At 36.7% G+C, this 26,343-nt stretch carries 23 protein-coding genes and 3 pseudogenes; 24 read left to right on the forward strand and 2 right to left on the reverse strand.

Features of this window, described 5'->3' with window-relative positions; translation table 11 throughout:
* Positions 1 to 717: 717 nt before the first annotated feature.
* A complete protein-coding gene (locus JL53_RS05025; protein ID WP_038406960.1) occupies positions 718 to 2,763 on the forward strand; it encodes a SpaA isopeptide-forming pilin-related protein in 2,046 nt (681 codons plus the stop codon).
* Positions 2,764 to 3,136: 373 nt separating this feature from the next.
* Here the strand turns inward: JL53_RS05025 and JL53_RS05030 are convergent, their stop codons facing one another.
* A complete protein-coding gene (locus tag JL53_RS05030) occupies positions 3,137 to 3,376 on the reverse strand; it encodes a transposase (protein ID WP_158423283.1) in 240 nt (79 codons plus the stop codon).
* 271 nt (positions 3,377 to 3,647) lie between these two features.
* Here JL53_RS05030 and JL53_RS05035 point away from each other — a divergent pair, with 271 nt between their 5' ends.
* The 12 genes and pseudogenes from JL53_RS05035 to JL53_RS05090 all read left to right on the forward strand — a co-directional run bounded on the left by JL53_RS05035 (position 3,648) and on the right by JL53_RS05090 (position 16,915).
* Positions 3,648 to 4,280: a recombinase family protein gene (locus tag JL53_RS05035; RefSeq protein ID WP_038406961.1), complete on the forward strand. Its 633-nt coding sequence runs from the start codon at positions 3,648 to 3,650 to the stop codon at positions 4,278 to 4,280.
* Between the two features lie 736 nt (positions 4,281 to 5,016).
* Positions 5,017 to 7,245, forward strand: coding sequence for an immunoglobulin-like domain-containing protein (locus JL53_RS15155; protein WP_052010566.1), 2,229 nt, complete (start codon positions 5,017 to 5,019; stop codon positions 7,243 to 7,245).
* A gap of 364 nt (positions 7,246 to 7,609) precedes the next feature.
* A pseudogene (locus JL53_RS15715) lies at positions 7,610 to 8,556 on the forward strand (T7SS effector LXG polymorphic toxin); the annotation flags it as partial.
* Positions 8,536 to 8,679, forward strand: a pseudogene (locus tag JL53_RS16010) (MFS transporter); the annotation flags it as partial. The pseudogenes JL53_RS15715 and JL53_RS16010, both read left to right, overlap by 21 nt.
* A 205-nt stretch (positions 8,680 to 8,884) precedes the next feature.
* On the forward strand, positions 8,885 to 10,903 hold the full coding sequence (locus JL53_RS05055; protein ID WP_038406962.1) for a BglG family transcription antiterminator: 2,019 nt from the start codon (positions 8,885 to 8,887) through the stop codon (positions 10,901 to 10,903).
* Between the two features lie 14 nt (positions 10,904 to 10,917).
* Positions 10,918 to 11,247, forward strand: a complete 330-nt coding sequence (locus JL53_RS05060; RefSeq protein WP_003719073.1) for a PTS sugar transporter subunit IIA — start codon at positions 10,918 to 10,920, stop codon at positions 11,245 to 11,247.
* The gene (locus tag JL53_RS05065; protein WP_038406963.1) at positions 11,248 to 11,583 is read left to right on the forward strand and encodes a PTS sugar transporter subunit IIB; all 336 of its coding nucleotides are present in this window, start codon (positions 11,248 to 11,250) and stop codon (positions 11,581 to 11,583) included. It begins immediately after the preceding gene.
* Positions 11,584 to 11,602: 19 nt separating this feature from the next.
* Entirely contained in the window at positions 11,603 to 12,928 is a 1,326-nt protein-coding gene (locus tag JL53_RS05070) for a PTS sugar transporter subunit IIC (protein ID WP_038406964.1), read from the forward strand.
* A gap of 20 nt (positions 12,929 to 12,948) precedes the next feature.
* Positions 12,949 to 13,677, forward strand: a complete 729-nt coding sequence (locus JL53_RS05075) for a glucosamine-6-phosphate deaminase (RefSeq protein WP_038406965.1) — start codon at positions 12,949 to 12,951, stop codon at positions 13,675 to 13,677.
* Complete coding sequence (locus tag JL53_RS05080) at positions 13,677 to 14,630, forward strand: aldo/keto reductase (RefSeq protein ID WP_003719077.1); 954 nt, start codon at positions 13,677 to 13,679, stop codon at positions 14,628 to 14,630. Before JL53_RS05075 ends, JL53_RS05080 begins: the two co-directional genes overlap by 1 nt.
* A 15-nt stretch (positions 14,631 to 14,645) precedes the next feature.
* On the forward strand, positions 14,646 to 15,413 hold the full coding sequence (locus JL53_RS05085) for a sugar phosphate isomerase/epimerase family protein (RefSeq protein ID WP_003719078.1): 768 nt from the start codon (positions 14,646 to 14,648) through the stop codon (positions 15,411 to 15,413).
* Positions 15,414 to 15,529: 116 nt separating this feature from the next.
* Positions 15,530 to 16,915 carry a collagen binding domain-containing protein gene (locus JL53_RS05090; RefSeq protein ID WP_038406966.1) on the forward strand — a complete coding sequence of 462 codons (1,386 nt, stop codon included), beginning with the start codon at positions 15,530 to 15,532 and terminating at the stop codon, positions 16,913 to 16,915.
* Positions 16,916 to 16,959: 44 nt separating this feature from the next.
* Here JL53_RS05090 and JL53_RS05095 read toward each other — a convergent pair whose 3' ends face one another.
* Positions 16,960 to 17,436 (reverse strand): hypothetical protein, encoded by a 477-nt coding sequence (locus tag JL53_RS05095; RefSeq protein ID WP_038406967.1) that lies wholly within the window; start codon positions 17,434 to 17,436, stop codon positions 16,960 to 16,962.
* A gap of 146 nt (positions 17,437 to 17,582) precedes the next feature.
* Between JL53_RS05095 and JL53_RS05100 the strand changes: the two genes are divergently transcribed.
* From JL53_RS05100 to JL53_RS05150, 11 genes and pseudogenes are all read left to right on the forward strand, one after another.
* Entirely contained in the window at positions 17,583 to 18,065 is a 483-nt protein-coding gene (locus JL53_RS05100; protein ID WP_003719080.1) for a PH domain-containing protein, read from the forward strand.
* Positions 18,058 to 19,530, forward strand: coding sequence for a PH domain-containing protein (locus JL53_RS05105; RefSeq protein ID WP_003719081.1), 1,473 nt, complete (start codon positions 18,058 to 18,060; stop codon positions 19,528 to 19,530). Before JL53_RS05100 ends, JL53_RS05105 begins: the two co-directional genes overlap by 8 nt.
* Before the next feature lie 122 nt (positions 19,531 to 19,652).
* Complete coding sequence (hemG, locus tag JL53_RS05110; RefSeq protein ID WP_038406968.1) at positions 19,653 to 21,032, forward strand: protoporphyrinogen oxidase; 1,380 nt, start codon at positions 19,653 to 19,655, stop codon at positions 21,030 to 21,032.
* Position 21,033: 1 nt separating this feature from the next.
* Positions 21,034 to 21,390 carry a holo-ACP synthase gene (gene acpS, locus JL53_RS05115; RefSeq protein WP_003719083.1) on the forward strand — a complete coding sequence of 119 codons (357 nt, stop codon included), beginning with the start codon at positions 21,034 to 21,036 and terminating at the stop codon, positions 21,388 to 21,390.
* Between the two features lie 17 nt (positions 21,391 to 21,407).
* Positions 21,408 to 22,514 carry an alanine racemase gene (gene alr, locus JL53_RS05120; protein ID WP_038406969.1) on the forward strand — a complete coding sequence of 369 codons (1,107 nt, stop codon included), beginning with the start codon at positions 21,408 to 21,410 and terminating at the stop codon, positions 22,512 to 22,514.
* Between the two features lie 205 nt (positions 22,515 to 22,719).
* A complete protein-coding gene (locus tag JL53_RS05125) occupies positions 22,720 to 22,998 on the forward strand; it encodes a CopG family ribbon-helix-helix protein (protein ID WP_003761302.1) in 279 nt (92 codons plus the stop codon).
* A 3-nt stretch (positions 22,999 to 23,001) separates the two neighbouring features.
* On the forward strand, positions 23,002 to 23,349 hold the full coding sequence (locus tag JL53_RS05130; RefSeq protein ID WP_025279828.1) for a type II toxin-antitoxin system PemK/MazF family toxin: 348 nt from the start codon (positions 23,002 to 23,004) through the stop codon (positions 23,347 to 23,349).
* Positions 23,350 to 23,598: 249 nt separating this feature from the next.
* Positions 23,599 to 24,435: an RsbT co-antagonist protein RsbRA gene (locus JL53_RS05135; protein WP_038406970.1), complete on the forward strand. Its 837-nt coding sequence runs from the start codon at positions 23,599 to 23,601 to the stop codon at positions 24,433 to 24,435.
* Between the two features lie 5 nt (positions 24,436 to 24,440).
* Positions 24,441 to 24,797, forward strand: a complete 357-nt coding sequence (locus tag JL53_RS05140; protein ID WP_003719089.1) for an RsbT antagonist protein RsbS — start codon at positions 24,441 to 24,443, stop codon at positions 24,795 to 24,797.
* A gap of 2 nt (positions 24,798 to 24,799) precedes the next feature.
* Complete coding sequence (locus JL53_RS05145) at positions 24,800 to 25,210, forward strand: anti-sigma regulatory factor (RefSeq protein ID WP_038406971.1); 411 nt, start codon at positions 24,800 to 24,802, stop codon at positions 25,208 to 25,210.
* 16 nt (positions 25,211 to 25,226) lie between these two features.
* Positions 25,227 to 26,230 (forward strand): annotated as a pseudogene (locus JL53_RS05150) (SpoIIE family protein phosphatase).
* The last annotated feature ends 113 nt before the right edge of the window (positions 26,231 to 26,343 follow it).

The following is a 26,343-nucleotide window of genomic DNA, read 5'->3' on the forward strand; positions in this document are numbered from 1 at the left end:
AGAATATTCTACAAACCTTTTGGGGAAGGCCATTATTATAAGTTCTAAAAATATTTCTTCATATTTTTAGAACAATTGATATTACTTATGTATTAGAGGTTAATTGTTCACAAAGAAGTAGTGAAAACGTATTAATAATACATTAAAGAGATAATTTACCTGCTAATATTGTAGAAGATAGTGGAGAAAAGTGGGCTTTTATATTTTCTTTTTTGTTCCAAGGAAGTCGAAAGGAGAACCTACCCTTCCGAATAATCTAGTGGAATTTCTATCACATTTGACCTGGTTTTATAACTATCTTTTAACAAAAATTCAAATTTTTAAAAAGAGGTGTTGCCTAAAAATATTGTTTTAAGAGTAATTTATAGATGAAATAAGTAATTAAACAAACTAATAATTAAAGAATGAGAGGTTATACTTCTGTTGAAGAAGTAACCTAAGTTGATATTTACAGTATGGATTATAATTGTAGTATACGGAATTAAAAGTAAGGTATCTACACTTTTGAGAAATAAATAAGCCTACATAAATAGAAGATAAAGTAAGCGGTGGCTATATAAATGATAAAATAAAATCAGAAGGGATGAAGGTTTTATCATAACTAAAAACCAATTGTTCATCAATTGTACATATATTTTTAATAATGAGTTGTAAATTACACAATGCAACTAAATTTTTTCAGCTAAAATCTAAGTATACTATTAAAGGAGTGTTTTTATGACGAATAGAACAAAGAGGAATAGCCTAAAAAAACTAGGACTAATGTTTCTCAGTATTATTTTATTTTTAAATGTCACAGTACAAACAAGTAATGTAAAAGCCGCAACAAGTTACGGATCAGATTTTTTGAAAACAGTTGAACTACAAGATACGGATGGTAACGAATCAACCGATTTTGGTTACCGTGATGATATAAAGGTTCATTATACTTGGGAAATACCTAATTCAGTTGATGTGAAAGCTGGGGATACGATGGATTTTACTTTACCATCGGACTTAGTATTGAGAACTAATTTACAATTCGACTTGAAAACTGATAATGGAGATGTTGTAGGTACTGTAGTTGCGATAAGAGATACTGGAAAAGTAACGATAACATTTTCTGATTACGTGGAAAACAATTCTGATATTAAGGGATCACTTGATTTTTGGGCTGGATTTAATTTCGATACTGTATCTGCAGAGGGAGATGATTCACTATCCCTAGATTTCCCATTAGGTGGAGGATCAGATGAAATTGTAGTGGTTGTAGACCCACTTATTGAAATTAATCCAAATGAAACAGCGCATAAGTATGGCTATGTGGATAGTCAAAACCCAGAACTTATTCACTGGTCGGTTAGGGTGAATTATGCAAAAACAAATATTGAAAATGCTGTTTATGAAGACTTTATCGGACCTGATCAAGTTTTAAACTTTGACTCAGTAAGAGCTTATCATGGGGATATTCTACCTGATAATACATTTATCAACAGTGGAAATCAAGTTCCGGCTTCCAATTTTGTCCAAACAGACCGTGGATTCAAAGTAACTTTAGGTGATTTAACGGATACAGTGAAAATTACCTATACTACCACGGCAACAGATGGAGGGACATCGGATAGTTACTCAAATTCTGGTGTGCTAACAGGTGATAATTATACAACAAAAGAAATCACCAACAAAACACCTTTCTTTGGTGGAAATGGTGATGGTGATGGAACAAATGGCTCAGTAGTTTTAACTAAAACAGATGATTCGGCACAAAAAAATCCTCTAGAAGGAGCCGAATTCCAATTAGTGAACTCAACTGGAGATACTATACAAGAGGGACTCACAACTGATTCTGATGGAAAAATAACTATATCGCAGTTGAAGTATGGTACTTATCAACTAGTAGAAACAAAAGCGCCAGCAGGATATGAACTAGATAGCACACCAGTACAATTTACCGTTGATGCAGATAATCAATCTGTTTTGGTTACAAAAGAAAATTCAACCATTAAAGGCTCTGTAACATTAACTAAAACAGATAGTGAAACAGGAACAGTATTATCAGGAGCAGAGTTTGAATTACAAAATGCATCAGGAGAAACATTACAAACAGGATTGACAACGAATGAAGAAGGCGTGTTAACTATAGCTGACCTAGAACTAGGAGATTATCAACTAGTAGAAACAAAAGCGCCGGCAGGATATGAATTAGATAGCACACCAGTAGCATTTACAATTAGTGAAGATAATACTGACGTGACTGTCACAAAAGAAAATTCAACAATTAAAGGCTCCGCGACATTAACAAAAACAGATAGTGTAACAGGAGAAGTACTAGCAGGAGCAGAGTTTGAGTTACAAAATGCATCAGGAGAAACCATACAAACAGGACTTACAACAAATGAAGAGGGAGTATTAACGGTAGCTGACCTAGAACTAGGAGATTATCAACTAGTAGAAACAAAAGCGCCGGCAGGATATGAATTAGATAGCACACCAGTAGCATTTACAATTAGTGAAGATAATACAGATGTATCTGTTACAAAAGAAAACACGAAAATACCTGCAATACCGAATGATCCGTTAACACCTGAAGAACCAGTAACACCTGAAGAACCAGTAACTCCTTTAACAGTATTACCTGAGGCATCAGTACCAAATAAAGTTATAAAAGAAGAAAGTATTATGACAAAACTACCAAAAACAGGGGATACACCGCTTTACAATGGTTTAGGATTACTATTAGTAGCACTTTCTACAGGTAGCTTAGTTCTATTTAGGAAAAAATAGTATGTGAAATCTCCAAATGATTTCGGATATATGGAGCATGAATCCAACTACTTTTATTAATCATGTAATTGTAACAAAAAACAAAATAAATCATTCCTTGTCAAGTAGACATGGGGAATAAAAATTATTTTAAGCTCCTAGCTTTCTAGGAGCTTTTTTGTGCAGTTTTTCTCGATGAATCGCCTCTTCAAGGCTGTCCATGACGAGAGAATCTTTCAATTGAGGAAAAAGATGGTTCAGCAAGTGCAGTGTTTTCAATTTCAAGAGACAAGGCATATATTGTAAAAATTTATAGTAGCCTGAGTGATATACCTAAATAAGCACATGCTCTTTTAACAGGCATTGGACAGGTTACGTTTAATATAGTCAAAAACTACCTGTGGTTTTGCTTGAGAAAAATTTGGAACTTTTTTAGGAGAGCCAACGCCTCCTTCAGTCGGCGATATTCTTTTTCTAAACGCTTGTTTTCTTTTTGTGCAGCAAATTCACGGCTTCCTCTTCCAGAAAAAGCTCGTTCTACATATTGTTCATACTCAGCTCCCCAGCGATAAAGTGTATTTTCATGCGCTTCTAGTTGTTTAGAAACAAATCTTACAGAATGCTTATCTATCAAGATAAGACTAAGCAACCTATCGTTTAAATTCTATGGAGTAGTTTTTTCGTTGTAGGAAAGTGTCTTTTCTCAAATCCACGTATTTTTAGTGTCCACTTTAGCATAACCTTTCCAGTTTTTTTAAAAGACCAACAACGATGGAATATTGTGTATTCAGTGCGTATGATTGGGGTATACTCAAAGTAGACACAATGGGTTATTACAAATACAGCGTTTCTTTTGTATAATTAGGATGTATATTAATTAGCTTGAAAAAGAGGTGGTTTTATCAATGATAATAGCCTACGCACGTGTGAGTTCTACTGATCATAATTTAGATCGACAAATGGAAGAATTTAAGAGACATGGAGCTGAAAAAATATTTGTCGAGAAGAAATCTGGTGCGAATGTCATTAATCGAGAGGAATTTAATCGAGCATTAAATTTTGCGCATGAAGATGATTTTTTCATGGTAGAAGCCATTGACCAGTTGGGGAGAAATTATACAGAAATCGTGCAGACAGTAAATTTTCTTAAAGAGAAAAATGTTGGCTTATTGGTCACTAGTGTATCTTTGTTAAGTGAGCCATTGGCAGACCCCTTATTGGATAAATTTGTAAAGGATTTAATTCTTCAGTTATTAGCTATGATTGCTGAAAGAGAAAGAACTGAGAGTAAAAGAAGACAGGCGCAAGGGATAGCAATTGCAAAAGAAAAAGGAGTGTACAAAGGGAGACCGAAGCTTTATACTGCAAATGCAAAAGACCCACAAAAACAAGCAGTTTATCATCAAATTGTTCGAATGTTAAATGATGAGCTATCTATAAAAGCGATTGCAGAAAAAAATAAAGTGACACGGATGACAGTATATCGAATAAAAAAAGAGTTGGACTCGAATCTTTCAAGTGGGTTGATTGATTCATAAGTTCTAACGAATAGAAAAAATTAGAAGAATGCTTAATTGTAGATTATTTTTTTCATCACCATGATTTATTTAATCTGGATGCAACAATATCAAGCCATGAAAGATATGCTTGTACTTTCAGGGATTTTTGTTTGCTTTGAAATGGTAGCTGGTTTATCACAAATTTTCACAGCATTATTTGTGGATAAGAAAAGTCCGGATAGGCGAAGGAAGAAAGAATAAACTATTCTAAGTTTTATGAAACTACTCATTAGTAAATTTTATTTTTCAAAAGGCTCTCACTTGATATAGAAAATAATGGCATTAACTAACCAATTCTCCCATTATTTTAACTAAAGTTTTCAGTTAGTATTCATAATTTTTTCAATAATGCTATAATTAAAAATAGAAACATTTCCTATAGAATAAAAGAAAAATAAAGATTATGAGAGGGGAAGATTTTGTGGTACTTGGCGGAAATCAAGTCCTTTCAGACGGGAGTACACTGGCTACATAAAAGGGCTGTTATAAAGCAGCGAAAAAGAAATGCTATTGTTGGGTCAATTTCAAACAGCAGAAGCAGCATTAGTAGAAGCTAAAAAACAGTATGGCTATTTTTTCGTTTTGTTCTTTGCGCTGACTGTGGTAAAGAGGAGTGGAGTTAAATTACTATATATTTGAATGAAGGAGGTTATACTTATATAGTAACGAAATAAATAATGCTACTAAATAGTAAGGATAAAAGGAGTGTATGTAAATGAAGGGAAAGAAAATAGTAAAAAGCACTGCGGCCATATTTCTAGTTTTAATGACAATTATTCCATTAAATATGCATCGCTTACAAGTGAATGCGGTTTCTGCACCAATAAAAGTAAAGATTCAAGCGGATGATACTAAAGTTTCATTGATAAATGGGAGTTTTGAAGAACCAGTTGTCCCTTCAAATCGAATGTCCATGATTTTTGATTCGTCTTCTGTTCCAGGATGGGAAACTACAGATAGTCAGAATAGAATTGAAATTCAAAAAAATGGCTTTTTGGAGTCTACAACTAGGCAAATAATGTATGCGCAAAGTGGAAATCAGTGGGCAGAACTAAATGCTTACGAAAATTCTGCGCTTTATCAAGATGTGCCAACGACACCGGGCACGACAGTGCATTGGCAAGTTTATCATAAAGGACGTCAAGGAGTAGACGTTGCACTAGTAGAATTTGGTAGCCCAGGAGGAGTATTAACTGAACAAAGTCAGATGTCAGATGGAGACACTGATTGGGGACTTTACAAAGGAACCTATGTTATTCCAGAGGGGCAAACGACTACTCGTTTTCAGTTTCGAGCTGTAAGTAGTGCAGGTGGGGATACAGGATTAGGGAATTATCTAGACAATATCCAATTTGCAACACCGTCTGTATTAGAATTAGTTGGGACCTTTTCTGAACCGAGTATCCAAGTTAAGAACGGGGTGGACTACCATCTACAAGTAACAAACACAGGGGGAATGCCAGCCGCGAATAATACGTTTTCTATTAAAATCCCAGCAGAATTAAGCTACACACCTGGTAGCTTGACCTCGGCAGATGCAACCATTTCAGAAGAGAGTTATGATGAGGTAACGCGTACTTTAACTTTTAAAACAAATACAATCGAAAAAGATGCAACTATTAACATGACTATTTCGTTAGGAGGGGAGATAGTAACCCCTGCAGCAACTCCGGATACAAGTGTAACTTATAATGATGAGAACTTTGATGAAGAATCCTATACCGCAGAAGCAACAGATGCATCTGTTGAAATAACTAGTAATGAAATACCCGTTATTACAGGCGATACAAGCACGACACTTCAACCAGGAGATACCTTTGACCCGATGAATACGATTACAGCAACAGACAAAGAAGATGGAGATTTGACAAGTGAAGTAAGAGTTACTAGCAATCCAGTAGACACTAGTGTACCAGGTACTTACGAGGTAACCTATGAAGTAACGGATAGTGATGGAAATACGGCGACTTTTACACAAACAGTTATTGTCACATCAGCACCTATAATTACAGGAGAAAATAAAACTTATTTAAATCCAGGTGACACGTTCGACCCGATGAGTACTATTGCTGCAACGGATAAAGAAGATGGGAATCTAACAAATGAAGTAGAAGTAACAAACAATCCGGTAGACACCAATGTACCAGGTACGTATGAGATGACTTATGAAGTGACAGATAGCGATGGAAATACTGCAACTTTCATAAGAACCATTATTGTTACAGAAGCACCTACCATCACAGGAGAAAATGAAACTCGTTTAAATCCAGATGATACGTTTGACCCAATGAGTACAATCGCAGCAACAGACAAAGAAGATGGTGATTTGACCAGTGAAGTCGAAGTAATAAGTAATCCGGTAGATACAGATGTGCCGGGAACATATGAAGTGACATACAAAGTAACAGATAGTGATGGGAATGTAGCAAATTTTACACGAACAGTTATTGTCACATCAGCTCCTGTAATAACTGGGGATGATACAATGACAATCAATCCAGGCGATAAGTTCGATCCAATGGCAGATTTAGTCGCTTATGATAAAGAAGATGGTGAGTTAACAGAAAGCATCCAAATTGTATCTAACAATGTGGATGTAAATACTCCAGGGATTTATCAAGTAGTTTATGAAGTGACAGATAGTGACGGAAATGCAGTAACTTTCACTCGTACTGTCATTGTAGAACCAATAATACCACCAAATGATAGCGGAAATTCTGATGGTGATAATGCTAATAGTAATAATTCCGGTAGTGATATCGTTATCCAGCCTACCCCACCAGAAGAAACTGGCGGAATAGTAGAAAAGACTACGGAAATAACAAAAGAAGACAAAATAATCCTTCCGGAAACAGGAGATCATTCACCGTTTTCAACAGTAGGACTTGGTTTACTATTAGTAGCTATTTCTACAGGTGGTTTACTTTTACTAAAACGAAAATAAAAGCAGTAATCTCATTCAGATTATCTGTAGTGAATGCACCCTTAAAGTTAGACCAAATACCATTTATTTAGCTGGGATAAAAGCTAGAAAAAGGCTGCTTTTTGGATATAATAGGAAAAGTTGATATAAAAATAAAAAAAGGTGTGATACTAAGAAGGAAGCAATCAAACAACGTATTAGAAAACGTTTTGGAGATATAGCCGCAAGTGAGTTAGCATAGATACTCCAGCTTTCGATGGAAAAAGGCAGTTTATGGAAAGGAAAGTAAATCGGAATTAGTGTATATGGATTTACAGCCAGTTATTTAGGGGGGGATAGACATCAAATATACGCAACCATTTATTGCCCGAGAATTGATTGAAAAATCAAGGAAGCAGCTATGGATTACTCCCAGAACAGCAGTCTAAAAGGAGCAGCCGTTGCCACATCGAAAGCCTATTTTTCTAGTATGTATACAAGTATTACCCAAAGTATAGTAGAAACATTAGATGAAAGCGAAGAACGTCTAGCCCAATACATCCAAGAGTTTGGTAGCCAAGTAGATAGTTCGCCTTCAGCTCAGATTGATGCGAAAGTTTTACAAGAGGCAATGGCCAAAGTCAGTCAATTACAGCGCAAAGAAGAAGATTTACATAGGTAATTGACGGCGCCTAACACCAAACCAGATATGGAACAAATTTACGTCGTGAAATCAAGAAGTGTCCATACGCAATTACTGAAGGCGATAGAAAACGAGAACATTCTAGAAAGGTATTTGGATTTCGAACAGAATCGTGACCAGTTTTTTAGTGCGCTGGATGAACTCATTCGTGCGACTGGAGTGTAGTACAAGCATTACCAGATAATGGGACATTTAATGATAAGGCAGGTACCTGCACCGTGTCACCTCGAGCTTGCAACTCATGAAAAACGCTGGATAATGCTCCAGAAAAATGACAAAAATCCTATTCTGATGGTTTTGAAAACTACACTTTTTCGCCTATACCTGTGTGAACAATCAAGGGGAAAACATAACCATGTGGTTAATCGAAAAAAATGGTAAACGAGTAGAAAACAAGGAATTACAAGACTTTCTTGAAAAAAACGGCCAAGATTCCCCCTCCTATTTCTTATACAGAACTATCTGGAGAAGACTTAGAACGCAAAGTGAGTGACTCTTGGAAAAAGGGAGTTAATTATTTAACTGGCCAAAAAGTTACAGGTACCAGTGCGGACATTTTAAGATTATCTGCTTATGTTGTCAGTGGGAAAGACATCATGGACGATACTGGGCTAATAGATATGACCTTAAGTTTAGGATTTGGTATTGCACTAGGAGCCTCTATCGGTGGTTCTGTCAACGAATATATAGGATTAAGTTACATGCCGATAGTCGGATTTTTCATGGTGTTAATCGCAATTATTTTAACTTTCTATCTAAAAAAAGATAAATAATTCAATTAATAGGCCTTTTATAGCGACTATAAAAGGTTTTTTTGTGCTTTCAGTAAGTCCGACCTATTCCGATGTGATTTTTTTCCAGTTATAGTAAAATGGATAGTTTTTTGTCGACAGCTATCTGACAAAAATAGCTATATAGCTTATTGTAAGCCTTATCATAAAAATGATAAATTTAGTGCAGAAAGAGGAGTGATACCTGATGAAATTAAATCAGCAGTGTATTCAAATTTTAGACTTTCTTATGGAGCAAGAAGACTTTAAAAATATTAGTTATATTTCAAGTGCGCTTGGACATTCGGAACGTAGTGTTCGTTATAGCTTGGAAAAAATTGATGTTTTTCTAAGTGAGCAAACTTTACCCACGCTCGTCAGGCATACAAGGAAAGGGGTGTTACTTCCGGAAAAAAATATTATCAGCCCGGTGGTTAATAAATTTAAACAACAAATTACACCAAAAAAATACCGTTACAGCCAAGAGGAAGTGCAGCAATTCTTATTACTTAAGTTGCTTTTAACTGAAGAGGTGCTCCCGGTTACTTATTTTGAAGAAGTGCTGTTTATTTCACGATCATCAGTGTTAAACCATCTGCGTGCAATCGAAGGCGAACTTTTTTTAAATAATCTAGATTTATCTCATCAGCCTAGGCACGGATTTCTAGTGACCGGAAACCTGATAACGAAATCATCCCTCTTTGCCAGAAGCTTTCTACGTTTTATTAATATTCGCGAATTCTATCAGTTTTTAGATTCTGAAAATAGCTTGTCGAAAAAAGGGGAGTTATTTTTTTATAATCTTTTTGAGTTAGAAATTTTGCAGGAAGTAAATTTAGAAGCCCATTCGGTTGAGGAAAATGCAAGTCGAGCAATGGATGAACAGTTATATTTAACACTAATTGCGATTTTACTGAAGCAACATGAAGCGAAGGTGGATTTTCAGTTTCAAACTAGTTTCGTCGTGGCCGATCAACTTGATCAAGCGCTAGAAACGATTATTGGCTCGCTTAGACAATATCAATATGGCCAGGAAGATGAAGCAGTGATTGATACGTTTGTAACAGGGATATGCGAGCAAATGGGTGAAATTTATCAAGTGGATTTTATAAATGGAGAGACAGATTTTTTTGCTCAGATTAAAGCGCATATTAAGTTAATGATTAGACGAGTTCGAGCAGGAGTTAGTATTGAAAATCCGATTTTTCATGAGTTTATGCGCGATAATAGCGAAATATTTATGCGTGTAAAAGAAAGTCTAGAGGCGTTAAAACCATTATTACCCATTTCAGTAAGTTCACAGGAAATTTCGTTTTTAGCGATTTACTTTGCTTCTGAAGTACAGCGAAACAGGCAAACAGAAGATTTGAAACCAAATTTGCTGATTATCTGTCCAGAAGGTGTAGCGGTTTCCAAAATGATTGCGATTCAATTAAAGAAAATGTTTGAATTCGAGTCGATCCAAACTATTGGTCTGCGCAAATTTAAACGAGAAATGATGAATGAATTTGATTTTGTCATTAGCACGGTGGATTTACCTGACATGCATGATTCCAATGTATTACGGATTCACAGTTATCTCCAAAAAGAAGATATGGAACTTTTGCAAAAACATTTACGAATGAAACTTGTGAAAGATGATAAACAGATTATTAATAAGTTCAGTAAAATCCTCGCTATCATTGGGGAAAATACGCAAATAAATAATTTGAGTAAATTAGAATTTGATTTATTGGAAGCGCTTATATCCGATGAAGGCGAAGCACCTAAAAAAGTTATTCCCCCATTTTATTTTACCGAACGAGCAATCGAACTAGAAAACTATTGCCCGACTTGGCGCCAAGCAATTAAAATCGGAACGAAATGTCTCGAAAATTTACAAGTAGTGGAACCAAGCTATCATGAAAAAATCATGGAGAATTTAAAAATGTATGGGCCTTATATGGTCATTGCGCCTGGTGTGGTCATTGCTCATGCAGGGGCTAGCGATGGAGTTTTAAAGGACGGGCTTGGCGTGACAGTCATTGAAGATGGTATTTTATTTTATGATAGGTACGAGGAGCCGGTGCACGTTATTTTCACACTGGCTTTAAAAACAAAAGAAGCACATTTGCTGGTGGAGCAATTGATGAAACTAGCATTAGATGAAGAAAGAATTAAAAAAATTAGAATGGCTAGCTCAAAGCGTGATATTTATCATTACGTTAAATCAGCTATCTTGGAATGAAAGAGGGTTTCATTATGGACATAGAAAAAATATCGTTTTCATTAATTTCACTGGCGGGAGATTCGTTTTCCAAATTAGTCGAAGCACTTCAAGCAGCAAAAGAATCTGATACAGCTCACGTAGAATTACTACTAAAAGAAGCAGATGAGTTAATGATTCAGGCTCATAAAGAACAAACGGAGATGTTAATCCAAGAGACTCGAGGCGAAAAAGCTAGCTATTCCATACTACTTGTTCATGCTCAAGACACATTAATGAATACTATTTTAGCTTCGACATTAATTCGCGAAATGATTGAAATGTACCAAGAAATCAAAGCAATAAAAATGGAGGGGGAAAAGTAAATGGAAATGAATCAATTATATGTGCTTTTAGTGTGTAACTTAGGAGCATCTACAGGAGTTATGGTCACAAAAATGAAAGAGGTCGCACAAAATAGCGAAAAGCTAAAAAATACCGATGTTAAAATCGAAGCTCATCCAGCAGGAGAACTTCGCGAATACATCGAAGCATTTGATGTTATATTAGTTGGTCCGCAAATCAAGCACCAATTAAAACATTTAAGTGAGATTGCGGCTGAATTTGATAAACCCATTCAAGTCATTGATACAAAGGATTACGGAACAGTCAACGGTGCAAATATTTTAAAAGATGCGATTATCCTTAAAATGAATAAATAAAAAAGTGGAGGGAAACAACATGTCGAGTAAAAACAAACAATCTTTTATGAACCGTTTTATTGCTTTTATGGAGAAGTATTTTGAACCTGTTGCTGCGAGAATTGAAAAACAACGCCATATTTCTTCCATTAAGAATGGGATGATTGCTCTCATTTCCGTGTTGATTATTGGCTCATTTTCACTGATTATTTCGGCTATAGGAAATATGTTTCCGGCAGGTTCTGGTGTAAAAGAATTCTTCATCCAAAATGCCGCAGCGCTTAATTTGCCTTTCCAGTTTACCTTTGGACTATTATCGGTTTATGCAGCAATCACTATTTCCTACAGCCATGCTAAACAAATGAAAGTTCCAGTACTTCATAGCGTCATGGCAGCTGTTATGGTCACGCTTATTTTGAATACGAAAATGGTTGATGGCGTTCTAAATACAGCGTTTTTAGATTCTAGAGGTTTATTTATCGCTATCTTTGGGGCTTTAATTTCGGTAGAACTGATTGGTTTGTTCATTAGAAAAAATATCACTATCCGGATTAAAGGTTTGCCAGCAGGAATCGCGACTACTTTTGAAGCAATTATTCCACTTGTGGTGTTATTATTTGGTGCTGTTGGTTTAAGTGTCTTGATGCAAAGTATTACTAGTGGGCAAATTATTCCAGAAGCTTTTACGACAATGCTTGCTCCAGCAATTAATAGTATTGATACTCCTTATGCTGTATTCTTAATTTGTTTCTTAGAAATGCTATTTTGGTTTATCGGTTTAAATGGTTACGCGATTTTAATTGGTTTTGTACTTCCTTTTATGACTCAATATCTAGGAGCAAATGCGGCGGCTTATGCAGCAGGAGAACCGATTCCACATGTTTTTGCACCAAATTTCTGGGATTACTTCATGGGATTTTCTGGATCGGGTATCACAGGAGCACTTGTTATTCTTGCCTTATTTAGTAAATCCAAAGAGTTAAAGGCTGTCGGCAAGGTATCTGTTGTACCAGCTATTTTCACGATTTCTGAGCCGGTTGTTTTCGGATTGCCAATTTGTTTTAATCCGTATTTGTTCATTCCGTTTGTACTTGGAACACCTATTTTAGCAGTTGGTCAATGGTTTGTATTTCACTTTGGCTGGGTTCGGCCACCAATTGCAAATGTCGGTGGGACACCCATTCCACTGGCACAATATTTAGCAACGATGGACTGGCGAGCAATTATCTTAATCGTCTTTGTTCTAGCTGCAGCAGTCTGTATGTATTATCCATTCTTCAAAATGTATGAGAAGAGTTTAATCAAAGAAGAAGCCGTTGTATCTGACAGGGAAGCAGCACATGCGGCACTGGACTTAGATTTCTAATAGAGAAAGGTTGATAATAAATGAAAGTAGTTATAAAAGAAAATCCCCAAGTAGTAGCTGAAACAGTAAGCAAAAAAATCATTGAACTAGTAAACGAAAAGCCATCAAGCTTAGTTTGTATCGCTGGTGGAGATACACCGTTATTAACGATAGAAGCATTAGTAAAAGCAAATCTAGCCGGTGAAGTGGATTTTAGTCAAACGCAATTTGTTGGTCTAGATGAATGGGTTGGACTTGGTAGAGAAACGAAAGGAAGTTGTATCCGGACTTTAGATGATGCTTTTTTTGACCGTTTAAAAGATGTCACTACTGAGCAAATTTGCTTTTTTGACGGGAAGAGAGCTGATTTAGAAGCAGAATGTACTCGTGTAGATACATTTATTAATGAACGAGGCGGAATTGATTTTATCTTATTAGGAATCGGTCTTAATGGACATATTGGATTTAACGAACCATTTGTACCTGTCGATGTCAATTGTCATGTAGTGAAATTGGATGATGTCACTAAACGTGTCATGAGTAAATACTTTGAGACAAGTTTACCCCTGACTCACGGAATATCACTTGGAATGAAACAGATTTTAGCAGCAAAAGAAATTTATTTAGTCGCTACAGGCGAAAAAAAAGCAGCAATTGTTCAGCAGGTTGTCGAAACGAAGCCAACTGTGGCGATTCCTGCAACTTTAGTTAAACAAACTACTTCTGTACTCGTAGTAGATAAATTGGCAGCAAGTGGGTGTGAAATCTAATGGAAAATATCATTGTACAAGGAAGAAAAAATGGTCAAAAGATTGATATTGCATGTTCTAACTTAGTCATGGGTGCTGGGGATTTCTTACGAGTAGATAATATGGATTTTGCAGGTCCTGTACTTGATCAATACTTTGCGTTTGGTGGAAATATTTTTGATACAGCCCGTCATTATCGTCATAGCGAAAAAGCAATTGGAGCATGGATGCAGATGCGTGGTAATCGAGAAAATGTTGTTATTCAAACAAAAGGTGGACATCCAGTACGTGAAGCGAGTGATGTGCCGCGTGTAACGCCAGAAGCGATTTACGAAGACATTTCTGTGAGTTTGGAGATGCTTCAAACCAATCATGTGGAGTTATTTGCGCTACATCGTGATAATCCGGCAGTTGAAGTAGGTCCGATTATGGAAGCTTTACACAAAGAAGTAGAAAATGGCCGTGTATATGCGATTGGACTTTCCAATTGGGAGTTACCACGAATTATCGAAGCAAATGAATACGCCATGACACACGGTTTAACACCACTTAGTTTTAATAGCCCTAATTTTAGTTTAGCAAAAGTAAACCGACCACGCTGGGAAAATTGTGTTTCCGCAAGTGAAGAGATGGTGCGCTGGCATGAACAAACGAATTTACCACTTTTTTCTTGGTCTTCACAGGCTGGGGGGTTCTTTTCTGGTGAATTTTCAGAACAAGACCCATCAGATACAGAAATGGTAGAAGTTTATTATAGCGAATCCAACTGGGAACGCTACAAACGAGCCAAAGAGCTAGCGCAGAAAAAAGGATGTACTCCCATTCAAATTTCGCTTGCTTATGTGCTAAGTCAATCTTTCCCAACAGCAGCCGTTATCGGTCCTGAGAATCAAGCGGAACTAAAGTCTTCTGTAGCAGCGGCGAATATTCAGCTGTCAAAAGAAGAAATAGCATGGCTTGATTTAAAAGCATAAGAAAGGTGGAAGACTATGGATATTAAAGATAAAATAGCGGTCCAACTTTATTCAGTACGAAAAGAAATGGAACGAGATTTAGAAGGTACATTCAAAAAAATTCATGAAATTGGGTTTCGGTATGTGCAACTTGACGGTATGAGAGGAAATGATCCCGCCGAAGTATTACATTTCCTCGGTAAATATGAATTAAAGGTGATTGGTATGCATATTAAGCATGGCCGTTTTATGACTGATTTAGATGGTATCATTCAAGAAGCATACTATTTTGGTTGTAAAACAATTTTTGATAAGTATATCGAAGAGGAAGACCAAAATCTGGTTGGTTATAAAGCAACAAAAGAAGCGCTAATTAGGGCTGCTCAGCAATTAAATTCACTTGGTTTTCGAGTTGGCTTGCATAATCCGGAATATGATTTTAATGAGTTAATTGCTGGCCGAAGAGTGATGGATTTCATTACTGATCCAGTAAATGGTGTATGTATCTATGCTGAACCAGATACATATTGGATTAGAGCGGCTGGACATGACGAAGGGGAATTTATGAAGCGATACAGTGGACGTGCTCCAATTGTTCATATGAAAGATTTTGTCAGTGGCTTTGAATTAGAAGACATGGACAATAACTTAGTGGAGATTGGTCAAGGAGAGGTGGATTTTCGTGCAATCATTGTTTGGGGCGAAGCAAATGGAGTCGAGTATTACTGCATCGAGCAAGACCGGTCGAAAAGAGACATGTTTGACACGTTAAAAGCTAGCTACAATTATTTATTAAATTTATAAAAGCAGACGTCAGAAGATTATTTCTGGCGTTTTTTTCTGTTTTGAAAGTGGTTAAGTTTACAAGCAGTCTGATTTGGGAACTGTAATGATAGATGTTTTAAGGGGGAATGAAACAAATGAAAAAGAAGTGGTTGATTTTTGCACTTATTTTTTTATTAGCTACGATATTTTTTGTACCAAAAGCTGAAGCGGCAACTGATTATGGGAGTAGTTTTTTTACTAAAGTTGCACTGCAAAATCAAAACGGGGAAGATACAACCAATTTCAAAGAGAATAGTAGAGTAAGAGTTGCCTATGATTTTGTTATTACACAGCCAGTTGTGAGTGGTGAAACAATGACGCTCACTATTCCAGCACAGCTAAAATTAATTAATTTTGGTGGTTTTCCAGTGAATGACGCAGAAGGAAATACGATAGCAGATGCAAAAGTGGAACCGACTACAGGAACAATAACGTTAACTTTTACAGACTATGTTAATACGCATACAGATTTAAGCGGCAGTTTATACTATAACGCTACGTTTAATAGCAAAAATATTCAAACAGATCAAGTTAACTCGATTTTATTTCCGGTAAAAAATACCACACAAGCTTGGAATGCGTATATTAGTAAAGTATCAACTGGCGGTGGGACAGGTTCGCCAACAGTTGTTTTTAAACAAGGACGAATGGACGAGAAAGATTCGACTATTTTGCACTGGACAGTTACTTTAAATAATGCCCTTTTACCAATTGAAAATGCCATTTATACTGACACACTTGGTTCTGGACAAACTTTGCTAGGTAAAGCGACAGTAAAGTATCGTGATGCAAATAAAAAAATTGTCACCGAGTCAGAGCGCGAAATTTCACTAGATAATAATCGTAATTTCCAGTTAACGATTGGAACACTAATTAATCAATCTGTTGTGATTAACTATGATAGTAAAATTACGAATAAACAAAAAAGTTATACAAATAAAGCGACAATTGCAGGAGATAATTTTGATGCTGTTTCAAGAAATGCAAGTGTGATTGACTATGGAAGTGGCGGTCAAGGAGTTGGAACGCCACCGCCCCCAGTGAAAGAAGAACCACCCTTTATTCCGGCAGAAAAACAGCCAATTGAAAAAGTGGTTGAGACAGATTTTGGACCACTTGAAATAGTAAAAGATTCTGATGAAAATGGCAAAATCAAAGTGATTTACAAGGTGAAAAGCGGCGATACTTTACCTGGAGTTGCCAAAAAATTCGATGTAACGGTTTCAGATATTAAAGAGTGGAATAACCTTATGTCAGATAATTTACAAACGGGACAAAAATTGCAATTGACTATTGAAAAAACATTACTTAATAGCATTACTATACCAGCGACACCAAAAGTAACTAGTACGACCAAAGTTGGGAGTGTCATTGAAACACCAGGAACGTTACCGCATACTGGCGATACCAATCCTTTGTTAGCATTCTTAGCTGGTTTAAGTCTAGTTTCCTTTGGCTTTACATTTTTGCGCAAAAACTAAAAAAAGGAGACACTAGTTTTTAATTAGTGCCTCCTCTTTTACTTTTATAAAAGCTGCCCTTTTTTTCGGTAGATAAAATTTTCATTGGTAGATTTAGGATGAAATGATTTAGAGTCTTTTTTTGGTTTTTCTGGAAGATTTATGGTGATTGTTTTGCTTTTAGTCTGATGCTTAGCTGATTTTGTTGTAATAGTAATTAAATTATTTCCAGGCTTTAAATGTGCAATCGTGAATTGATGGTAAGTAGAGGAGCCAGTCACTTTTTTAGTTTGATTATTTGTAACAACAGAAATCGTTGCATTTTCTTCGGTCTCAAACATTAATTCTGCACGATCGTTCGTAATTTCAATATAAGGGTTTTCAAGAGAATAAGTCAAAAATAATTCCATCAATTCAGTGGAAGTTTGTGTTGTATAAGTTACACCAGTTGTTGCCTTATGCGCCTGTGCAATTTCCGGAAGCCAGTTTAGTGTCGCCAATAAAAGCCCGATTATAAGTATGATTTGCCACTTTTCCCTCATTATTCTCACCCCTTCTGTAATAGTATAAAAAATAAATATGAATAAAGTATGAATAAAGCTTGCTAAATTATTCTATTTAATTACGCTGAAGCCCTTCCCATTTAATCATTATTAACGTAAGATAAAAAGAAAAAAGGAGTAGAGCGATGGAACTTGAAAATTTAGAAAAAAAACTACCAGAAAAAATTAAAACTGTCTGGCGGCAAACGGAGGGGATAGCTGTTTTTGCTTTTCTTCTTTGTTCTGTTGTTGCAGCCGTGATTTTTTATTATACGGAAATATCACTATGGTGGAGCATGATTGGGTTTGGTTTTACTTGTTTATACGCAGTGTTCGTTTACGGCTTTATTATTCCGTTTCGTTTTGCGAGGTGGAGTTATCAAATTAAACCAGACGAAATGGAAATTCAACACGGTATCATTTTTAGAAGTCGAGTATTAATTCCGATGGTTCGTATTCAGCATGTAGAAACAGGGCAGGGTCCATTACTTAGACGACAAAAGCTTGTTTCATTATCTATCACGACAGCTGCCAAAACACACGTCATTGAAGCAGTAAATGAAGCAGAATCGGATAAATTAAGGCATCACATTTTGGAACTTGTGAAGGTGGCGAAAGAAGATGTTTGAAGAAAGACGCCTACATCCAATTGCGCTAATTAAGGAAATAATTACGAACGTTAGACGAAATATTGTTCCAATTGTCGTGGCACTATTTTCTATTTTTAGAGGGATTGAAAGCACCGGTTATTTACCAAGTTGGGCGATTTATGGCATTGTTCTTCTGGTTATTTTGCTTATTTTAACGCCTGCTGTGTTGAAATACATTACCTATAAATATACATTAGAAGACCAGGGGATTCGGATAAAGTACGGTTTGATTTTCAGAAAAAATACATACATTCCATATGAGCGCATCCAAACAGTACAAAAGAAACAATGGTTTTTCTTTATCCCATTTGATGTTTGCCAAATACTCATCGAGACGGCTGGCGGGAATGGAAAAGCGGAAGCCGATTTAGTAGCTGTCCCAGTGGGGGTAGTGGATGAATTAAAGGATTTACGTGATGGAAAAAAACAAGAAATAGAAGAAGAACATGTGAAAGACGAAGAACAACCCGCAGAAGTTCCAGAAAAAACAGTTATGCTCCAAACAAGGCAATTAATTTTAATGGCGGTAACTTCCGGTGGGGTATTCGGAACACTTTTAATTGTGCTAGCTTTTATGCAGCAATTTCGAGAAGTTATTCCAACTGATTGGATGGAATCACAAGCCGAAGAACTCTGGAAAATGGGCGTTATTGTGATGATTGTTTTAATTGTCTTGATTTTGTTCGTTTTGTGGGGAATATCGATTGTAACAACACTTTTCAAATATTTCCAATTCAAACTCATGAAATTTTCCGATTCACTGGTTGTCGAAAAAGGACTGTTAGAAAGAAACCATACAACTGTATCACTTGCTCGTATCCAAGGAATTATTATTGTTGAATCACCGCTTCGACAAATACTTGGACTGGTTGCTGTGAAAGTGGTTACTGCGGGGAATTCTGGTGATGAAAAGCAATCAGGTGATATTTTACTTTTGCCCATCATGAAAAAAGAACAGGCCTTCCAGACTTTGAAAGAAATGCTTCCCAATTATTTATTTGATTTGGAAGAATTAGAACGGGCTCCAAAAGCAAGTTTGCGCAGGTTTTTACAGATTTATTTAGTATGGACAGTAATTCCAGCTGCAATTCTGAGCATTTTATTTTTCCCACTCGGTATTATTAGTCTTCTATTACCAATTTTAGCAGGAATGAAGGCTATCGCGAGTTACCGTGCTACAGGTGTATCCTCAGATAAACATACCTTAATCATCCAAGCGCGCCCAGTTATTTCCAAATTAACCTATGTGATGCGGAAAGAACGAATCCAAGGCTTAAGCTTAAGGCAGAGCATCTGGATGGAAAAAGGAAGGACTTGCCACTTAAATGTTTGGCTAAAATCAGGAAGCACAAGTGCGGAAGCCTATGTTCGCTATCTAAACAAAGACCAAGCTATCCAAGTTTATGAATGGTATAGTCCCTCAAAGACAATAAATGAATCATAATAAGAACATCCTTTTGTAAAAAGTAGTTATTTTTCGCAAAAGGATGTTCTATTATTTTTGGCGTAATTGCGGTAAAATAGAAAGAATAAAGTGAGTTTGATAGAGAGAGGATTGGTTAAGTAGTGAAACATATTGTGATTATCGGAGGCGGCTTATCGGGGCTTGTAGCAGCTTATGAACTACAAAAAACACATCCGAATTATTCTTGGGAATTAGTAGAAAAAGACGAAAAACTAGGTGGGAAATTCGAAACAGTTAAACGAGACGGTTTTTTAATTGAAAAAGGACCAGATTCGTTTTTAGCGAGAAAGCCAGCCGGAATCGAATTAGTGAGAGAGCTAGGGTTAGAAAATCAATTAATTGCGAATGCAACTGGGCGTTCTTATATTTACCATCAAAAAGCGCTACATCCTATTCCAGAAGGGGCAGTGATGGGCATTCCAACGAACAAACAAGCACTATTAGCAAGCACGCTTATTTCAGAAGTAGGGAAAGCTCGTGCCTTACAAGAACCAACCATCCCAGCAAACACAACAAAAGCAGATCAATCGATTGGGGACTTTTTTGAAGTTCGTTTTGGGAAAGAATTAGTAAAAACGCTTATAGAGCCACTTTTATCTGGTATTTATGCAGGAAATATTTATAAAATGAGCTTGCGGGCAACATTTCCGCAATTTGAAGAAGCTGTGGCTAAACATGGTAGTTTGATGGAAGGTCTACAACAAAGTCAGCTGAACACAACTGGAACTAAAGCAACCATTGGCGCATTTAGGACGCTAGATGGCGGGTTAGATTCTTTACCAAAAGCCGTCGAACAAGCTCTTCCTAAGAACCATTTGCACACAGGAAAACAAGCAACGCAAATTTGGAAAAAAGGTCATTCTTATGAAATTTCTTTTGAAAATGGAGATAAAATATCAGCTGATGGCGTCATTATTGCTGCTACTCACGATACATTAATTGATTTACTTGGAAACAGGGTAACAGAACCGTTTTCCAACCAGCCATTAACCAGCCTTGCAACAGTCTCATTAGCTTATAATGAAAGTGATGTACCCATTTTACCGGATGGAACGGGTTATTTAGTTGCTAGAACTGCTCCTTATCGAACCACTGCTTGTACATGGGTGCAAAAAAAATGGCCACATATGGTACCTGAGGATAAAATGCTATTACGAGGCTTTGTTGGTAAAGCAGGTGAAACTTGGTTAGAAGAGGCAAGTGATGAAGCGATTGTTTCTGCTGTTTTAGCAGATTATGCCGAAATGATGGATATCGAAAGAGCGCCCCTTTTTTATGAAGTAAGTCGGATGAAATCTGCAATGCCACAGTATTCAGTGACACACCAAGCTAGACTAAAACAACTAAAAGAAAATATTGCAACAGACTACCCGGGAATTTATTTTGCAGGAATGAGTTATCAAGGAGTTGGAATTCCTGATTGTATTGCTGGGGCGAAACTAGCCGTTAATGATGTTACTGATTTTTTGAAAGAGGTGTAAGATGATTAAAGGTATTGGACTAGATATGATTGATTTACGACGAGTAAAACAAGTTTTAGAAAAGAATCCCCGTTTTATTGAGCGGATTTTAACAGAAAAAGAAATTAGTCAATTTGAAAAATATGAAGGTAGTCGTAAAATTGAATTTTTAGCGGGTCGCTTTGCCGCCAAAGAAGCTTATGCAAAAGCGAACGGAACTGGATTTGGAAAACATTTAAGCTTTACGGATGTAGAAATTTTACAAGTAGAAGATGGCAGACCTCATGTGACAATGCCAATAAAACCAGATGAGACGGTGTTTGTGAGTATTACCCACACGGCAAGATCTGCTGCGGCACAAGTGATTATTGAAGTTTAGAAAGGAAAGTGGAAATTATGGTGACAGGCTGGCATCGTCCAACATGGATTGAAATCGACCGTGCAGCAATACGTGAAAACATCCAAAATGAACAAAAACATCTTCCAAAAAACGTAGCAGTCTGGGCAGTGGTGAAAGCAAACGCCTATGGTCATGGTATTATTGAAGTGGCAAAAATCGCCAAAGAAGCAGGAGCAAAAGGATTTTGTGTAGCTATTTTGGATGAAGCACTGGCTTTACGAGAAGCTGGTTTTCGGGATGATTTTATTTTAGTCTTAGGAGCAACAAGAAAAGAGGATGCAAATTTAGCAGCACGCGAAAATATTTCACTAACGATTTACAGTGAAGATTGGTTAGAAGCTCTGAATCCTGAAGTACCATTGAAAGTGCATTTGAAAATCGATAGTGGCATGGGGCGTCTAGGTATTCGAGAGGCGGAAGAAGCAGCGCAAATCGAAGCGAAAATTGCTGGGAATATGAACTTGATTTTAGAAGGAGCCTACACGCATTTTGCTACCGCCGATCAGCTGGAAACCAGTTATTTTGACCAACAATTAGCGAGGTTTCATACTATTTTAAGAGCTTTAAATGAACGACCAACATTTGTTCACACAGCAAATTCAGCTGCATCTTTACTACAATCTCAAGTAGGCTTTGATGCGATTCGTTTTGGGATTTCCATGTATGGTTTAACGCCATCAATCGAAATTAAAGCAAGTTTACCATTTAAGCTAAAGCCGGCACTTGCACTTTATACCGAGATAGTTCATGTGAAAGAACTTGCGCCTGGTGATAGTGTCAGCTATGGAGCGACCTATACAGCAACGGAAAAAGAATGGGTTGCAACACTACCGATTGGTTATGCAGATGGGCTTATTCGTCACTACAGTGGATTTCACGTGCTAGTAAATGGAGAAAAAGTTCCGATAATTGGGCGAGTATGTATGGATCAAACAATCATCAAACTACCTTATAAATTTCAAACTGGTTCAAAAGTAACGATAATTGGTACTGACGAAGCGAATACGGTAACAGCTGATGATGCAGCTGAATATTTAGACACAATTAATTATGAAGTTACCTGTATGTTAACTGAGCGTATACCTAGAAAATACATCAATTAGAAGGTAATATTCGTGCTTTTTTGAGGAGAAGCGTTTATAATCTAACATATGAAACTTTATAGCTACATCTAGGACTTAAGAGAGGATGTTGGATAAAACGACAACAATCTTAACAAGTAAATGCGAAATAACTCTTTTCTTCATGGCTTGATAATGGTACGATATAGTTGTTACTTACAGGTACGAGGCTTTGGGGGTGTGACACGTGTTAGAGAAAGAAAAGCGGATGATAATATCCGTAGAACTGACACAGGAAATGGTACAGGAACTCGACGTAGTTGTAGAAAAAGAAAAAATGGGGCGGAGTGAAGTTATAATGGAAGCAACGCAACAATTTTTGCAAGAGAAAAGGGCACGTGAGTTGAGAGACGAGATGGAGCGCGGCTATGCGGAGATGGCGACAATTAACTTTGCTATTGCATGCGAGTGTACCCATGTCGAAGCAGAAGCAGAAGACAGGAATATTAGTATATTAGGAGGTTAATGGCTGATGGTGAAGCGTGGTGACGTGTACTACGCGGACCTTTCCCCCGTGGTCGGAAGCGAGCAAGGGGGAATACGGCCTGTTCTCATCATTCAAAACGACATTGGTAATAGATTCAGTCCAACTGTGATTGTGGCAGCAATAACCGCAAAAATTCAAAAAGCAAAGTTGCCAACACATGTGGAAGCTACTCGTAAAGATGGCTTTGAAAGAGATTCTGTCATTCTTTTAGAACAAATTAGAACAATTGACAAACAACGCCTGACAGATAAGATTACACATTTGGACGAGGAACTAATGGTCAAGGTAAACCAGGCGCTGGAAGTCAGTCTAGGAGTAGTAGAATTCTAAACAACCTAAAAATATAACATAGAATGATGAACGCAGGATAGTAAATAAAGTCCGACGTAGAAAGATACCAAATACATAATGAACTAATTAACCACTTTACAAGATTTAAGGGACATCAGAAACCTACAAACAATGCGTATGATTTATCCTTCGCTAAAGTTGTTTCTAATGTCTTTTTTTGAAAAGTAGTTAATCAAATTACAGAAAAAAGAGAGATCTTGAGAGTGGAGAAAGGTTGGAAAATAATCAATGTATAAAGATTTTGCAAACTTCATCCGGACCAATAAGGCAGACTTACTAAATAATTGGATGAATGAAATGGAGAAACAATCAGACCAATTAATAAATGATATTGCAAAAGAACCTATGTATGAAGAAACGAGTAAAGAGTTTGTTGATTTGATTGTTTCGAACATAACAGAAAATGGTTCTAAATTTAACGAAAAGTTAGATGATTTTGCAGAAAAAGTGGTCCATTTAGGTTGGCCCATTCATTTTGTCACCACAGGCCTGCGTGTTTTCGGGCTTTTAGTATATACAGCTATGAGAGAGGAAGATTTATTTTTAAAAAGAGAAGAAAAACCAGAGGATGACGCCTATTATCGCTTTGAAACATGGCTTTCAACCATGTATAACAAAGTGGTGACAGCCTACGCGGATACGTGGGAAAAAACAGTTTCGATTCAAAAAAGTGCTTTACAGGAATTATCGGCACCACTTTTGCCAATATTTGAAAAAATTTCTGTCATGCCACTAATTGGAACGATTGACACAGAAAGAGCTAAGTTAATCATCGAAAACTTATTAATAGGCGTTGTAAAAAATCGGTCAGAAGTGGTATTGATTGATATTACGGGAGTTCCAGTAGTTGATACGATGGTTGCACATCATATCATTCAAGCATCAGAAGCAGTTAGACTTGTCGGCTGTCAGGCAATGCTCGTAGGTATTAGACCAGAAATAGCGCAAACAATCGTTAATCTAGGAATTGAATTAGATCAAATAATCACGACCAACACAATGAAAAAAGGCATGGAGCGTGCGCTTGCCTTGACGAACAGAGAGATAGTAGAAAAAGAGGGGTGAATACTGTGGGGATACCAATCTTAAAGTTAGGTGAATGTTTATTAATTTCTATTCAAAGTGAATTAGATGATCAAACTGCGGTAGAATTCCAAGAAGACTTGCTAGCGAAAATCCATGAAACGTCGGCCAGAGGAGTAGTCATTGATATAACCTCAATCGATTTTATTGATTCGTTTATTGCAAAAATTCTTGGAGACGTAGTAAGTATGTCTAAGCTAATGGGTGCAAAAGTGGTTGTAACTGGGATACAGCCTGCAGTTGCGATTACCTTAATTGAACTCGGAATTACTTTTAGTGGAGTGCTTTCGGCGATGGATCTTGAAAGTGGTCTGGAAAAACTTAAACAGGAATTGGGGGAATGAATATGACATTCCAATCCTGTGTAAAGATAATTAATGAGTGGGACATTGTGGCTGCAAGGCAACTAGGTAGAAAAATATCCAAAGAAATTGGCTTTGGAACAGTTGACCAGGCGAGAATAACGACAGCCATCAGTGAACTAGCAAGAAATATTTTCCTTTATGCTGGTCGAGGAGAAATCTGTATTGAGAAAGTAAGTGAAGCAGGCAAGCAAGGTATGATAATTGTTGCCAAAGATAAAGGACCGGGAATTGTTGACCTTAGAAAAGTCATGCAAGATGGCTATACAACATCAGGTGGACTTGGTGCAGGCTTGCCAGGAGTTAAACGTTTAATGGATAGTTTTGATATTGAATCCAGTATTGAAGGAAATTCTAAAGGAACGGTAATCACAACAACGAAATGGGTTCGGTAAGGGGAGCTAGAAAACAATGGAAAAAGCCTTTGAGGGAAGATACCGTGATATTCTTATTCAATATCTAGAACATCAAGATGAAGAACTACTTTATACTTGTGAAAAGTTGTCCCGAGAGGCAATGGAGGAACGTGTTTCACCAGAAGAAATTGTTCATTTACATCGTTCGGTACTAGAACTTTATGAAAAAGAATTACCAGAATTTGTGCGTTTATCGTTTGATGTGCTACTAGAAATAATGGTCGGCTATGGCTTAGCATATATGGAACATTTAAGCCTTAGAACAGAACAAAAAGAACTACGTAGTGAAATCGCTCAAGCAGAAGATATGCAAAAAACATTAATGAAAACCGAACTACCAGAACATGATGAAATTGAGTTTGGTGTTATTAGTGTAGCAGCTAGACAAATGAGTGGCGACTATTATAGTTTTACAGAAGAAGGTGACAAAAAAATTGGTATCGCTCTTGCGGATGTTATTGGTAAAGGTATTCCAGCAGCATTTAGCATTTCGATGATCAAATATGCTTTAGCCGGGATGACAGGGATGATAGGAAACCGTCTATCGTACTTGAATTACTAAACCAAGTAGCAGAAGAGAATATCAATGATAACATGTTTATTACGATGTTTTATGGACTTTATCATGAAGAAACCCATTTATTTGAATACGGTTCTGCTGGACACGAACTGGGATTGTACTACCAACATCAAGAACGAATGTTTTCGGATTTATACGCAAAAGGTTTACCACTTGGTGTGGATAAAAATGCAGTCTATCGCCAATTTGACAAAAAGATTGAAGTGGGCGATATTGTTTTTATCATGTCAGATGGCGTGACTGAGACTAGAACAGCAGATGGCTTTATTGAACGAGAAGAATTAACGGAGATTATTGCTACATACATTCATCTGCCTGCTGAAAAAATGGTGCGAGCAATTTACGATCAGTTAGTTAAATTGCAAAATTTTGAACTGCATGATGATTTTACACTAATTTGTATTAAACGAACAAATTGATAAAATAAAAACGTTTTGCATTCATCGCTTCTCCACATTTATGTATGTGAGTAAACGTAAAATTAGTGAGACGTTTTTATTTTTTATGTTTTGTTTTTATTTGTTAGGGTAAA

It is taken from the genome of Listeria ivanovii subsp. londoniensis (assembly GCF_000763495.1).
GTDB lineage: Bacteria > Bacillota > Bacilli > Lactobacillales > Listeriaceae > Listeria > Listeria londoniensis.